Below are 13290 nucleotides of genomic sequence, written 5' to 3' on the forward strand. Positions count from 1 at the left end.
CTCTCTAACGCTCCGCATTTTTTGCTGTCTATTGACCTCATTTTGCGTTCAATCCCAATCCTGACTTCGCCATGAGCGCGCACGCCGATTCCCACGATCATCACCACGAACCCGGATTCCTCCGGAAATACGTCTTCTCGACCGACCACAAATGGATCGGCATCCAGTACGGCGTGACGGCCGGGATTTTCCTGCTGTTCGGATTTTACCTGATGATGGTGATGCGCTGGAGCATCGCTTTTCCTCACGAACCGCTTCCCGAGTGGATGAGCTGGATGTTCACCGACACGTGGAAATCGCGTTGGCTGCAGGACGGGAAGGTGACGGGCGAGACCTACAACATGTTCGGCGCCATGCACGGCACCATCATGGTGTTCCTGGGAGTTGTGCCGCTCGGTTTCGGTGCCTTTGGCAACTACGTTACCCCTCTTCAGATTGGTGCGCCAGACATGGCCTTCCCCAAGCTCAACATGATGAGCTACTGGATCTACCTCGCAGGCGGTCTGGTGATGTGCTGCTCATTCTTCCTTGAGTCCGGTGCGGCCAAGTCTGGCTGGACGAACTATTCGCCGCTTGCAGGCATCGCCGATGGCCAAGTCGTCAACCAGTGGCTGGCGGGTCAAACCCAGTGGCTTCTTGGGTTGGTGCTTCTCATCACTTCTTCGTTGCTGGGTTCGGTGAACTTCATCACCACCATCATCAACTTGCGCGCCCGCGGGCTCACTTGGATGCGCATGCCCTTCTTTGTGTGGGCAATGTTGGTCACGGGTTTCCTCCTGCTCCTGGCGTTCCCTCCTCTTGAAGCCGCGGGCATCATGCAGCTGATGGACCGCGTCAGTGGTTCCTCCTTCTTCATGCCATCCGGTCTGGTCACCAAGGCAGAAGGCTTGCTGGAGATCTCGGGTGGTGGTTCGCCCTTGCTCTACCAGCACTTGTTCTGGTTCCTCGGCCACCCCGAAGTGTATGTGCTTCTGCTTCCTGCGATCGCCTGTGTGGCGGAAATCATTCCGGCCAACACCCGCAAGCCGCTCTGGGGCTATAAGAGCATGGTCTATGGTGTGCTCGTCCTCGGTTTCCTTTCCTTCATTGTGTGGGCTCACCACATGTATATGACGGGCATGGGACCGGCCGTTTCGACCTGGTTCCAAACCACTACGGTGCTGATCTCGGTGCCTTCGGTGATTCTGCTCACTTCGCTGATCATCTCCCTTTGGCAAGGCTCCATCCGGTTCACTCCCGCGATGATCTGGGCATGTGCCTTCCTTCCGATGTTTGGCATCGGCGGTCTCACCGGTCTGCCGCTGGCTTTCAACCTGGTCGGCCTGCACCTTCACGACACCTATTATGTGATCGGCCACTTCCACTACGTGGTGGCTCCCGGCATTCTCTTCGGCCTCTTCGCGGGGGTGTATCACTGGTATCCGAAGATCACCGGACGGCATCTCAGCAACTTCCTGGCCCACCTCCATTTCTGGCCCAGCTTGGTGTGCATGAACCTCATCTTCTTCCCGATGCTCACTCAGGGGATGTCGGGTTTCCACCGCCGCTGGTACAACGGAGGCGATGCCTACCTCGCCAAGGTTCCCGACAGTCCCAATATCTTTGGGTCAACGGTGGCCGAGCACATCGATCTCAACATCCTGATGTCCTATGCCGCATGGTGCATGGCTCTTGCGCAGCTTCCGTTCTTGATCAACCTCGTGATCAGCAAGTTCGTCGGCAAGAAGGTCACCAGTGACAACCCATGGAATGCCACCACGCTGGAATGGGCGACTCCCACGCCTCCAGGCCATGGCAACTTCCTCACCGAGCCCGTCGTCTATCGCGGACCCTACGAATACAGCCGTCCCGATCACGACGAAGACTATCTGCCCCAGTGGATCGAGCCGAAGCGCACGAGTCCGAAGCCCGACGAAAAACCCGCTGAGTCGCCTGCTCACTGAGCTTCTGTTCCAGGTTTCATCGCCTTGAAACGGATCACTTGAACCTTACGTCATGGAAATTCCCTACGTCGTCACCCCTCGCAAGGACACCGGCCTCTTCAACTCGAAGATCGCCATCTGGCTGTTCCTTGCGTCGGAAGTCATGCTCTTCGGCGGCCTCTTCTCGGGCTACGTCTTCCTTCGGATCGGTGCCGATTACCCCTGGCCCGAACGGACACTTCCTGTGCTTCCAGGCCTTCTGAATACCTTCATCCTCATCGCTTCCTCGGTGACGGTGGTGTTTGCCTGGGCGTCGCTGAAACTACGGAAGTGGGTACAGTTCCAGATCTTCATGGCCATCACGGTCATTTGCGCCTTGGTCTTCATGGGCTTCAAGAGCCTCGAGTATTACGTCAAGTTCCACCACCAAGCGGCACGCCTCGTCGACTACACCATGGTCGAGGGGCACATTGACCACGAAAAAGAAGCGGGTCATGGCGAGGGCCACGATGAGCACGACGCTTCCTTGGTCACTGATGCCAAGGGCGAGGAAATCGAGATGAACGTCCAGCGCTTCCAGCCCGAGACCATCTCCTTCGATTTGCTGCGCGTGTATGAACCCTGGGTCGAGGACATGCTTGCGGAGGCATCCGCTGCGGGTGCTTCGATCACTTTGGCCGACGAGATCAATCTCAACCGCGAAGGCGAATCGGATAGCGCCAAGCAATTCGCTGCTGGGGAAGCTCTGAGTCTTGAGCTGCTCAAGAAGATCGCCAAGGCCCAAACGTCGAACCACGCATTCAACCAGAGCCAGCGCACCGAATACCTTCGCGAAGCTTGGGATCTCAAGTGGGACGACGTGAAGTCCAACCATCTGTTGGGTGAAGCGGCATTTGTGGCTGCATTTCCAGCCGGATCTGAATTGGAGCCTGCTGAGCGGGCGAAGGCATTCAAACGCTGGAAGGCCGGGATGCGCGCGAACTTTGCCACCGACGTCACGATCGAGTCCGTGAAGGTGTCCGGCGGGGAGGCCGTTCCTGTTCTCCTTGATGGCAAAAAGTTCGCCGAAATCGAGCGCCCCGAGGCCACGGCTGCGGTCTTCAAGGTAGCCCCTGGAGCCGAGCCTTTGAACCTGCGCTTCAAAAATCATGATGTGCTGACGGACTACCGCGACGGTCTGACTTCGATCTCTTTGCGCGACGGTACGACCCTTGCAGGCAAGCAAGGCAACTCGGAGATGGTGTATCACTATGTGGACGGCATCGACTTCCAGTACCTCGTGATGCAGGCCGAGAAGAAGGGCATCGAACCTTTGGTCGCCATCGAAAACAGCTGGATTATCAAGAACAACCCAGAGATTGCTGAGATCTGGGAAATGCACCAACAAGGCGTGCGTCTTCTGGCCGACGAGTTGTCGAAGGATGGGCGCGAACCCACCCACAAGGACCGGTATCGCATGGGCTGGCAGGAAATTGCCTACTACACCCGTTTGATTGACGAAGGCAAAGGCGTGGAAGATGTCGAGATCGATCCGTCAGCCAAGACGCCTCCACGGGAGAAGATGGTGATGACCGAGCAATTCATGGGCCCAGACTACAGTCGCCACCATTTTCCGCACCTGGCAATTCCTCGCGCTGAGGTGGCGATGGATTCCAAGTTCACTCCGAAGTGGAATACTTACTACGCCATCTACTTCACTGTTACCGGTCTCCACGGTCTCCACGTGATCGGCGGTGCGATTGTTCTGGGCTACTACCTGCTCTTTGGGCGGAAGATGTATCTTTCGAATCCGGAGTGGTTGGCCAACCGGGTGGAAGTGGGCGGCCTTTTCTGGCACTTCGTCGACCTCGTCTGGATCTTCGCTTTCCCGATCTTCTACCTCATGTAAGTCGGGCTGAACTTCACTTTTGACCTCTTTCCTCCACTACTTCCATGGCTGATAGCGCAGAAGACATCAAGAAGGCGTTCCGCCTCTACATTCTCGTGGGCATTGTGTTGTTCGCAGGGACCTTGGCGACCGTGGCTGTGGCCACCGTGCCGTGGCTCGATGTGGGCAAACACGGATTCGACACGGCCGACCTTGTGCTGGGTCTATTGATTGCCGCGACCAAGGCTTCGCTGGTGGCTGCGATCTTCATGCACCTCAATCACGAGAAACCTTGGGTCTATTGGCTCATCGGCATGGGCGCATTTTTTGGCATCGCCATGGCCGCGCTCATCTTCCTCGCGAAGTTCAGTCCCATCCACTACGATCAATTCAACGACGGCGGCCAGGGTGCCACCACGGCCGTCATCTCCGATTGATCGCTCTGAATCCTCCATTGCCATGTCCCTACGCGCTTTCCATATCGTTTTCGTGACCGTGAGCACCCTGATGTTCGTCTTTTTGGCCATCTGGAGTTTCGTCATCGCCGTGGAGAAATCGGGGCTGGTGACCGGATTAGGGATCCTTGGGGTGGTGGGTAGCCTTGGGATGCCCGTTTACGGGGTCTACTTCTACCGCAAGGCTCGCAAACTCCTCCTCTGAATTCGACTTCTTCCTACGACGATGATGGATTCCTTTCTTTCCTGCGCCACCTGTTCCGCCAATTTCCAAGACAATGCCAATGCGGCGAGCTGGTCGATTTTGTTCCTGCTGGCCGTCATCGTGTTGGTTCTCGGTGGCGTGATCGGTTGCATGATCCGATTGATTCGCCGGGATGGACGGAATCTTGATCCTGAACTTTGCGATGATTTCGAGGCCTTCCAAGAAGCATCTCCTTCCGCATCTCGCTGACCTTTTCCTTTTTCCATGAACTCCCTGAGTCCTTCCAAGTTCCTCGGTATTCCCGACAGTTTCTCTGCCCACGGCGGACGTGTGGATCACATGATCGATGTGGTGCACTGGCTGATGATTGCGCTATTTGTGGGTTGGACCTTGTTCTTCCTGTTTTCCTTGGTGCGTTTTCGCCGCTCGGCTCAGCCGAAAGCGTCGTATCATGGGGTAAGGAATCACATCTCGTCGCACATTGAGATTGGCATCATCATTCTTGAGGCGGTCTTGCTTCTCGGCTTCGCCTTCCCGATGTGGAAAGATCGGACGGATTCTTGGGAGACTGTTCAGGAGCGGAATCCGATTCGGGTTCGTGTGGTGGGTTGGCAATTTGGTTGGACCTATCATTACGCAGGTGCCGATGGCCGTTTTGGTCGGATCGATCACCGGTTGAAGACTAGCCCGAGCGATCCAGGCATCGACCTTACGGATCCGAATGGACAGGACGACTTCACCACTTCGGTGTTGCGCTTGCCCAAGGATCGCCCTGCCATCCTCAATATCACGTCCAACGACGTGATTCATAACTACTCGATCGTTCCGATGCGCGTTCAGCAGGACGCCATCCCGGGACGGGAGATTCCGATGTGGTTCACTCCCACCCGCACTCTGGAAACTTCCGTGGTTTGCGGCCAGCTGTGTGGAGAAGGCCATGGCAATATGGCGGGTCAGATGGAAGTCATCGCCAGCGATGCCTTTGACGAGTGGTTCAAGGCGCAATCGGATTCGGCGATCGAGCGCAATAGTTCCCAGCCTTCCACCGCGGCACGCTGATTCTTCTTGGCGGGGAACCGGTCTTCGTTTCGGATCTCCCCGCGCCCCTTGATGCCGGCTTAGCTCAGTTGGTAGAGCAGTTGATTTGTAATCATCAGGTCGCCGGTTCGAGTCCGGCAGCCGGCTCCATAAGCATCGAGATCGCCTCTATTTGGGGCTCCTAGGTCCACCGAAACGTGGATTTTCCGATGCTGGTTGCTCAAAATGCAGCGCGATACCCGTCGGATTGGTCTGGCAATGAAGGTCAAACAAGAGGGAATCCTCCCTTTGATGGAGGAAGATATGGGGTGCCTCCGCCCGTCAGTTTTCGTCCACCTCTTCGATGTAGGATGGAGTTCCTTGCGGGGAAAAATGCCTGATCTTGGTCCTCGTGCCTCGGCTGCCTGACGTGATTTCGACGAGATGGGCGCGGTCTCGCTTGAACTCAAAATCGAGCGCGCTCCATATCATTCCATTTCCAGATCGGGTGATGCCGACTTCGAGGTGAAGGGGGATGTGCGGCGATTCCGTGAAAATGAGTTCGAAATACCGAATGAAGGGATCGGTCACGATGAGGAATGGCATCAGGGAAGATGAAACCGTGCTACCCGTGCAGCAGGCGAGAATCGTGGCCTGCTTTGAAGGTTCGTGAGACGAGGGTGAGTCGGCGACCGTTGAGAAATTCAGCTCCACGATCGGGTGTCCTTGGAAGGACCCGACTTCTTTGATCTCAGGAAGGATGGCAGGGGACTCGGTCCAAATGAGGGAAAGGCGAGATTTTTCCTGGGCTCCTTCCACGATCTCGGGGAGCCATCCACCAAGGAGCGCCTTCTCCGGGATCTCATCCTTGAGAGGAAAGGTTTCGAGGGTGTCCCCATCGACGCAGATCCAGCTCGGAGCATTCTCTGCATGGGCAAAGAAGGCAGTCGCTGGTAAAGCAATTAAGAGAGTTGAGATGGAGGTCATCTGCAGGGGCGGAATTGAAATGGATTGATGGTAGGGGACCTCCGATGGCTTGACAGCCAAGAATGCCCTTCACGGGACATTTCAGGGGTCGTTGAGTGGGGTTCAGGATGGATCCGAGCGGGTCCGAGGCGCACTCCTCCCTTGAATTCAGGTTCAAGGACCTCTAGCACCCCGGAGGGCGCAAGGCTGCCGATGGGCTTTGGTGCGTGTGCGCCGCGATTTTCCATTCGATTCGACCCACCATGGAGCACACCCGAACGATCGGTATTCTGGCAGGCAACGGGGCTTACCCGATGATTTTCATCGAAGCGGCTCGACGGAAGTGCCCGGGGATCCGTCTGGTGATGGCCGCTTTCGAAAATGAAACGCGCCCAGAAGCGGCGGAGGCAGTGGATGCAGTCGACTGGATGCGGGTTGGACAGCTGGGTCGGCTGATCAAGTTCTTCAAAAAGCAGGGGGCGGATGAGGCGATCATGGTGGGGCAAATCGCTCCGAAGAACTTGTTCGATTTGCGACCGGATTTGCGAACCTTGATGATGTTGGCCAAAGTCCCCGAGCGAAATGCGGAATCCTTGTTTGGAGCGATCGGGGACGAACTGGCGAAGGATCGGATCACCTTGCTTCCGGCGACCACGTTTTTGGAGGAACTGTTGCCTGGGCCTGGGCCTGTATTTGGTCCGCGGTTCAAAGATCGCCAGCTTGCCGATGCTGCGTTTGGGTTTCGCATGGCAAAGGAAACCAGCAGCTTGGACATCGGGCAAACGGTGGTGGTTCGCCATGGCACGGTCTTGGCCGTCGAGGCCTTTGAAGGAACCAATGCCTGCATTCGTAGGGGTGGGGAGCTTGGACGTGGGAAAAATGTGATGCTGGTGAAAGTGTCAAAGCCCAACCAAGATTTTCGCTTCGACGTGCCGGTGGTGGGGCCGCAAACGATTGAGACCTGCGCGGAAGCCGGAGTGGGTGCGATCGCGATTGAAGCGGGCCGGACCCTATTGCTGGAGGCCGATCAAGTGAAGGCGCTCTGCGAGGAGAAAGGGATCGGGCTTCATGCGGTGACTCTGGCAGCAGAAGGCGATGAAGTGCAGATGGGGGAGTCCTAGAGCGGGCATGATTCGGTGACTTGCGGCGCCGACGGTTCGTGGTTATGGAACGGGCCGGATGGCATTTGAGTTGGTCAGCGAATATTTGGCGAAGGGCGACCAAGCCCAGGCGATTGAGAAGCTGGTAAAATCGATCGATGCGGGGAATCGGCATCAGACTCTCTTGGGGGTGACGGGTTCCGGGAAGACCTTCACCATGGCCAATGTCATCCAACGCATGGGCAAGCCAGCGTTGATCATGAGCCACAACAAAACCTTGGCGGCTCAGCTGTATTCCGAGTTCAAGAATTTCTTCCCGAACAATGCGGTCGAATATTTCGTCAGCTATTTCGACTACTTCCAGCCCGAGGCGTACATCCCTCGAACTGACACCTACATCGAGAAGGATTCGAGCATCAACGACGAGATTGAGCGACTGCGGTTGTCGGCGATGGGCTCGTTGCTGACTCGTGAAGATGTGATCGTGGTGGCCTCGGTGAGTTGCATTTACGGCTTGGGCTCACCGGAGGACTACGAGGGAATGATGGTGCCGGTGTGGGTTGGCCAGGAATGGGGCCGCGATGAGCTCCTGGAGAGCTTGGTAGCGCTGTTGTTTGAGCGCAACGACATCGCCTTCGGTCGCGGGAAGTTTCGGGTCCGGGGGGATGTGGTGGAGGTCCACCCGGCGTTTCTCGATGAAACGGCGATCCGGGTGGAGTTTTTTGGAGATGAGATCGACAGGATTTCATCAATCGACACGCTGACAGGCACGGTCATCGATCGGCTCGACAAGTATACGTTTTTTCCTGCGAAGCAGTTCGTCACTCCGGGAGACAAGATGAAGAAGGCGATGGTGCAGATCCGCAAAGAGGCGGATGAGCGGGTCGCTTGGTTCGAGAGCCAAGGGAAGCTCATCGAGGCTCAACGTTTACGGATGCGGACGGACTACGATCTCGAAATGATGCGTGAGATGGGATTCTGCCAGGGGATCGAAAATTACTCGCGGCATCTGACGGGGCGTCCACCTGGGGCGCGGCCCTATACCTTGCTGGATTTCTTTCCGGATGGATTTTTGACACTGATTGATGAGAGCCACGTCTCCATACCCCAGATTGGTGGGATGTATGAAGGGGATCGGAGCCGGAAAACGGTGCTGGTGGAACATGGATTCCGGCTGCCGAGTGCTCTCGACAACCGGCCGCTGCGTTTCGATGAGTTCATGCAGATGACGCATCAGCGTCTGTATGTTTCTGCGACCCCGGGGGCGTTTGAGGTCGTCAATTCTCGGCCAGACAATCCGCGCTACATCCCCGTGAAGGGGCGCGGAGAAGAGCGGGGATTCACCCCCTTTGATCTCAAGAAGTTGCGCATCGAGCCGAGTCCCAGTTCGGAACCGATCGATGCGTTTGACGTCAAGAAGGCGGGACGACCGTTGATTGTGGAGCAGATCATCCGGCCGACGGGTTTGCTCGATCCTGTCGTCAAGATGCGCCCACTAAAGGGTCAGATTGACGAGACCATCGAGCTCTGTCGCCTGCGGGTGGAGCAGGGGGAGCGGGTGCTCGTCACGACACTCACCAAGAAGACCGCGGAGGATTTGACGGAATACCTGCAGGGGACGGGATTGAAGGTGCGGTACATCCATGCCGATGTGGACGCCGTTGAACGCGTCGAGATCCTTCGGCAGTTGCGGGCGGCGGAGTTTGATATTCTGGTGGGGATCAACCTGCTGCGGGAGGGACTCGATCTGCCCGAAGTATCGCTGGTCTGCATTCTCGATGCGGACAAGGAAGGTTTTCTGCGGAATGAGACGAGCCTGATTCAGACGGCGGGCCGTGCCGCTCGTCACGTGAATGGCGAGTGTGTGTTGTTCTGCGATGTGGTGACTGACTCGATCCAGAGGTTGTTGGACGTCACCGACTATCGTCGCGAGCGGCAAATGGCGCACAACGAGAAGCATGGAATCACCCCCCAGAGTGTTCGCCGCGCGGTCCAGCAGAGCCTGCAGCTCTACGCAAATCAGCGGGCCAAAGCGGGCGAGATGGAGCGTTCCTTGGTGGCGGAAGATGAGGAGGCTTACAACAAGGTAAAGGTCATCGCGGAACTGGAAACCGAGATGCGCGACGCCGCTGGGAAGTTGGAATTCGAGCGGGCGGCCCATTTGCGGGACCAAATCGCAAAGCTGAAAGGAGGGGAGGAAAAGGCCCCCGTTGCTAAAAAGAAAATCAACTACCGCAAGGGTCGTTGATCGTGGGTGCGTCATAATGACGCGTCTCCTCCGTTTTGCCGATTGCCAAGGGCAGGGCACTGAGGTACATCGTCGGCCGTTGGGGGGCGTGGCAACACGCCCCTCGGGCGTCTCCGGACGTCGCAGAACCTGAAGTGCCTATCCGTGGGATTGTTCGATGCTTTCAAGCGCTGGCGCCTTGCCCAGAAGGGCATGTCGTCTGGCAAAAAACGGCGCACCCAGAATGATGCGGCGGTGAGTGCCTCATTGGATCGCTCACCGTGGGTCCGCATGGGGGTCTATTTGGCATTTTGCATGGGCGCTGCTTTGCTGGTGATGCGGGTGATGGCACCTGGCGATGCTTCGACGCCGATGGAGAGCGGTCTCTATGCCTTTTTCTTGGCGGTGAGCGGGATGACGGTGGTCGAGCTCAATCACCGCCGGGTGAACGAGCGCAATAGCCGGGTCGTGCTGCTGGCACTCAGCATTCTCGGGCAAGTGGCGTTGATGCGGTTTGTCAGCTGGATCGGGACGACGAACCTTCTGCCTTACCCGATCGCGTTTTTGATGATGCCCTTCGTGATCGCACCGATGATCAACTCGGTGCTTTTGGGAAGTCCTGCGGGAGTGTTTTCAGCTGTGTATGTTTCGCTCTTTGGATCCCTGCTGTTCGGGGATGAGAATAAGACCCTGTTCTTGTGTGTGAGCTTGATGAGCGGACTGGTCGCGGCATTGACTCTGAGGAAAGTCCGTCGCCGGGTCCAATTGCTCAGAGCTGGCTTATACTCGGGAATTACCGCATTTGGCCTCGCGTTGGTCTTTGGCGTGGTTGATTTGAGTTTCGTGGGCATCAATGCCACCGCGGAGGATTGGCAAGGACTTGGCTTGGCCATGGGTTGCGCCTTGGGGATCTCGGTGGGCACCTCATTGTTGGTTTCTGGATTCCTCCCCGTATTGGAGGGAATGTTCCACCTGACCACTGACATCAGCTGGTTGGAACAGGGGGATTTGAACCACAAGTTGCTGCGGCGCATGCAACTGGAGGCCCCAGGGACTTTTCATCACAGCTTGGTGGTCGCGTCGTTGGCGGAAGCGGCAGCAGAAGCCGTGGGTGCGAATGCCGCCATGTGTCGGGTCTGCGCCTACTTCCACGACATTGGAAAGCTCAACAAACCCGAGTATTTCATCGAAAATCAGGGGGATGGTCAGGAGAACCCGCATGACTCCCTGACTCCAACGATGAGCTCATTGATCATCATCGCCCACGTCAAAGATGGTGTGGATATCGCCCTCAAACACCGGCTCAATCCGCGGGTGATTGATGTCATTCGGGAGCATCATGGCGATTCTCTGGTGGGTTATTTCTACCGCCGGGCTCAGGAACTCAAGCGGGAGGAGATGCAGAAGATCGAAAAGAAATTGGAGAATCCTGAGGATCTTCCGAAGGTCGATCAAAAGAATTTCCGTTATCCGGGTCCGCGACCGCGCTCTCGGGAAAGTGGCATTATCAGTTTGGCGGACGCGGTGGAAAGCGCTTCACGGTCGTTGAAGAAACCCACGCCTGCCAAAATCCGAGCCTTGGTAGAGGATTTGGTGGAAGCTCGAGTGTGTGATGGCCAGCTCGACAATTGCGATCTGACGATTCGCGATCTTGCGGTGGTGAAGGAAGTTTTCTCAAAGACACTCCGCAGCATGATGCATAGCCGGATCGACTATCCCAAGGATGACCGGAAGTCCGATTTGGAAGCCAAGGGAGCGAAATCGGACAATGGCCCGAAAACGGAGAAACTTGGAAAAATCGATAAGCCCGACCAACCCGATGCTGCTCGCAAACGGGCGCAACGCGACGCGGAAGCCGGTGCTAAAAGCAGCGATGTCCCTCCTGCGATTCCCCAATCATGAAGCGAGAAGTTTTGGTTTGTGACCACCAGAGTACGATCCCCGTTCCTCATGGATGGTTGGTCGTTCTGGAAACAGCTGGAGTGAAGGCTGCTTCGGAGATCGAAACACGTTTCGTGACCGGCGACGCCTCGCCGCTGGTCGAACTGAAGGAGGTGGATGTGGCCTTGGTCGATGATGCCGAAAGCTCCCGTGTCCATCGTGATTTCATGGGCATCGATGGCGCGACGGATGTGATCACTTTTGAACACGGTGAGATCGTCATCGGCGTCGAAGTGGCCAAACGCCAAGCTGCGGAGTACGGCGAGCCGGAGCTAAGGGAGTTGCTTCGCTATCTCGTGCATGGACTCCTGCATTTAGCGGGCCACGAAGACGAGTCCGATGAAGATCGAGTCGTGATGGAAGAAGCGCAGGAGACCCTGGTGAGGGAACTCTGGCCTGAAGTCGAAGAGCGGATTTGAAGGCGATTGGCGGCACAGTGTGGAAGACGTGTGGTGCCCTCTTCTAAGTTGGACAGCGTCGTTTGCTATTCAGGCTGCGGTCTTGTGATGTTTGGTGGGGGTTGGGTCAATGTAGCTGAGGGCCTGGTGGCGCCAGCGATGTCGTGATGAATCCATGCGTGGAGGGCGAGCCGCGCGTGCTCACTAGATGTGCTTGCCCGATGCGAGCAGGGTGCTACGAACCTAGTTCATGATTCTGCGTCGGGTAGAGGCTCTCCCTGGATTTCTCTGGTGAACTTCCAGACCTTCTTCTCCATGGTCAACTCGGTGATCATGGCGGGTCGATTCATCTTCCGTGCGTTGTGGCGATCTTCTGCGTCGCGTGGGTGCGAACGGAGAGCTTTCGTTCTCAATCGATAAGAAATCATCCATCGGCCGGACGATCTCGCCAACCGTCATGGTTGGGGGGGACCTCAGTGGTGTTGGTCTTGCGCTTAGTTCTACTTAGTTAGACCGATTGCCAAAAGTTCTTTCCGCTATGGGGAGTGGGTGCGGCAGACCGAACGCATGAGATCTGGGCGCCTGAGCAGATCCCGGATGGACTCGGTGAGCTTCTCGCAAAGAGCCTCGCGGCTCTTGGTCAGGAAGCCTGCGAGGTAGTGCTCCTTAAGATGCTGCCAGAGTCGTTCGATCGGATTGAAGTCAGGACTGTAGGAGGGTAAATAGATCGGTTCGATGTGATGCCAGCGCAACCGCTTGGTCTTGTGCCATCCGGCGTTGTCGAGCACTAGCAGGACGCGCTTGCCTCGACGTTGCGGTACCTCCTCGGCCATGGTGTTGAGGAATGCTTGGAAGACCTCCGTGTCGCAGTGGGAAACGATCAGGCTGACCAGTTCCCCGGTGGATGGATTGACCGCGCCGACCACGTTCTGCCGGATGTGTCCGCCATAGTATCTCTGGGTGGGGGCGCTGCCACGCTTGACCCATTTCTGTCTTGGGCGGGGATCTCCCTCAAAGCCCGCCTCGTCACCGAAGAACACCTCGCAAGAGTTGTCTTCAAGGTATCCGAGCAACTCCACGGCGAAGGCCTCCCGCCGATCTTCCCACGCGTCGCGGTCGGGCGGTTCGGGGACGGGTCTGGGAATCCGGCGCGCGTAGCGTTGCTCGTGGAGGTAGCGCACGAGCGTGCGGT

General features: G+C 56.9%; 12 protein-coding genes and 1 tRNA gene. 11 read left to right on the top strand and 2 right to left on the bottom strand.

From position 1 onward, the window contains the following. Positions 1-71: 71 nt before the first annotated feature. From HNR46_RS19545 to HNR46_RS19575, 7 genes are all read left to right on the top strand, one after another. A complete protein-coding gene (locus tag HNR46_RS19545) occupies positions 72-1943 on the top strand; it encodes a cytochrome c oxidase subunit I (RefSeq protein WP_184022217.1) in 1872 nt (623 codons plus the stop codon). A 52-nt stretch (positions 1944-1995) separates the two neighbouring features. Then, positions 1996-3810: a cytochrome c oxidase subunit 3 gene (locus HNR46_RS19550; RefSeq protein ID WP_184022220.1), complete on the top strand. Its 1815-nt coding sequence runs from the start codon at positions 1996-1998 to the stop codon at positions 3808-3810. A gap of 44 nt (positions 3811-3854) precedes the next feature. Beyond that, on the top strand, positions 3855-4226 hold the full coding sequence (locus HNR46_RS19555) for a cytochrome C oxidase subunit IV family protein (RefSeq protein ID WP_184022222.1): 372 nt from the start codon (positions 3855-3857) through the stop codon (positions 4224-4226). A 22-nt stretch (positions 4227-4248) separates the two neighbouring features. Beyond that, entirely contained in the window at positions 4249-4449 is a 201-nt protein-coding gene (locus HNR46_RS19560) for a hypothetical protein (protein WP_184022225.1), read from the top strand. 21 nt (positions 4450-4470) lie between these two features. Beyond that, positions 4471-4698, top strand: a complete 228-nt coding sequence (locus tag HNR46_RS19565) for a hypothetical protein (RefSeq protein WP_221285294.1) — start codon at positions 4471-4473, stop codon at positions 4696-4698. Positions 4699-4713: 15 nt separating this feature from the next. After that, the gene (locus HNR46_RS19570) at positions 4714-5508 is read left to right on the top strand and encodes a cytochrome c oxidase subunit II (protein ID WP_184022231.1); all 795 of its coding nucleotides are present in this window, start codon (positions 4714-4716) and stop codon (positions 5506-5508) included. Positions 5509-5561: 53 nt separating this feature from the next. Next, positions 5562-5637, top strand: a tRNA-Thr gene (locus HNR46_RS19575). 171 nt (positions 5638-5808) lie between these two features. On the opposite strand, the gene HNR46_RS19580 is transcribed toward HNR46_RS19575, so the two are convergent. Continuing rightward, positions 5809-6453 carry a hypothetical protein gene (locus tag HNR46_RS19580; RefSeq protein WP_184022234.1) on the bottom strand — a complete coding sequence of 215 codons (645 nt, stop codon included), beginning with the start codon at positions 6451-6453 and terminating at the stop codon, positions 5809-5811. Between the two features lie 242 nt (positions 6454-6695). On the opposite strand from HNR46_RS19580, the gene HNR46_RS19585 reads away from it, so the two are divergent. The 4 genes from HNR46_RS19585 to ybeY all read left to right on the top strand — a co-directional run bounded on the left by HNR46_RS19585 (position 6696) and on the right by ybeY (position 12119). After that, the gene (locus tag HNR46_RS19585; RefSeq protein ID WP_184022237.1) at positions 6696-7553 is read left to right on the top strand and encodes an LpxI family protein; all 858 of its coding nucleotides are present in this window, start codon (positions 6696-6698) and stop codon (positions 7551-7553) included. 58 nt (positions 7554-7611) lie between these two features. Then, entirely contained in the window at positions 7612-9780 is a 2169-nt protein-coding gene (locus HNR46_RS19590) for an excinuclease ABC subunit UvrB (protein WP_184022240.1), read from the top strand. A 192-nt stretch (positions 9781-9972) separates the two neighbouring features. Next, positions 9973-11661 carry an HD family phosphohydrolase gene (locus HNR46_RS19595; protein ID WP_184022247.1) on the top strand — a complete coding sequence of 563 codons (1689 nt, stop codon included), beginning with the start codon at positions 9973-9975 and terminating at the stop codon, positions 11659-11661. After that, positions 11658-12119 (top strand): rRNA maturation RNase YbeY, encoded by a 462-nt coding sequence (gene ybeY / locus HNR46_RS19600; protein WP_184022243.1) that lies wholly within the window; start codon positions 11658-11660, stop codon positions 12117-12119. Before HNR46_RS19595 ends, ybeY begins: the two co-directional genes overlap by 4 nt. Before the next feature lie 515 nt (positions 12120-12634). Here ybeY and HNR46_RS19605 read toward each other — a convergent pair. Next, positions 12635-13290 (bottom strand): IS630 family transposase (locus tag HNR46_RS19605; RefSeq protein WP_184022245.1); only part of this gene is annotated, 656 nt, incomplete at its 5' end.

It is taken from the genome of Haloferula luteola (assembly GCF_014201715.1).
In the GTDB taxonomy this organism is placed as follows: Bacteria; Verrucomicrobiota; Verrucomicrobiia; order Verrucomicrobiales; family Akkermansiaceae; genus Haloferula; species Haloferula luteola.

Excerpts from the sequence above, each read along its gene's own strand:
- HNR46_RS19555 (WP_184022222.1), top strand. The coding sequence starts at position 3,855 with ATGGCTGATAGCGCAGAAGACATCAAGAAGGCGTTCCGCCTCTACATT.
- HNR46_RS19550 (WP_184022220.1), top strand. The coding sequence starts at position 1,996 with ATGGAAATTCCCTACGTCGTCACCCCTCGCAAGGACACCGGCCTCTTC.
- HNR46_RS19590 (WP_184022240.1), top strand. The coding sequence starts at position 7,612 with ATGGCATTTGAGTTGGTCAGCGAATATTTGGCGAAGGGCGACCAAGCC.
- HNR46_RS19565 (WP_221285294.1), top strand. The coding sequence starts at position 4,471 with ATGATGGATTCCTTTCTTTCCTGCGCCACCTGTTCCGCCAATTTCCAA.
- HNR46_RS19560 (WP_184022225.1), top strand. The coding sequence starts at position 4,249 with ATGTCCCTACGCGCTTTCCATATCGTTTTCGTGACCGTGAGCACCCTG.
- HNR46_RS19570 (WP_184022231.1), top strand. The coding sequence starts at position 4,714 with ATGAACTCCCTGAGTCCTTCCAAGTTCCTCGGTATTCCCGACAGTTTC.
- HNR46_RS19545 (WP_184022217.1), top strand. The coding sequence starts at position 72 with ATGAGCGCGCACGCCGATTCCCACGATCATCACCACGAACCCGGATTC.
- ybeY (WP_184022243.1), top strand. The coding sequence starts at position 11,658 with ATGAAGCGAGAAGTTTTGGTTTGTGACCACCAGAGTACGATCCCCGTT.
- HNR46_RS19595 (WP_184022247.1), top strand. The coding sequence starts at position 9,973 with ATGTCGTCTGGCAAAAAACGGCGCACCCAGAATGATGCGGCGGTGAGT.
- HNR46_RS19580 (WP_184022234.1), bottom strand. The coding sequence starts at position 6,453 with ATGACCTCCATCTCAACTCTCTTAATTGCTTTACCAGCGACTGCCTTC.
- HNR46_RS19585 (WP_184022237.1), top strand. The coding sequence starts at position 6,696 with ATGGAGCACACCCGAACGATCGGTATTCTGGCAGGCAACGGGGCTTAC.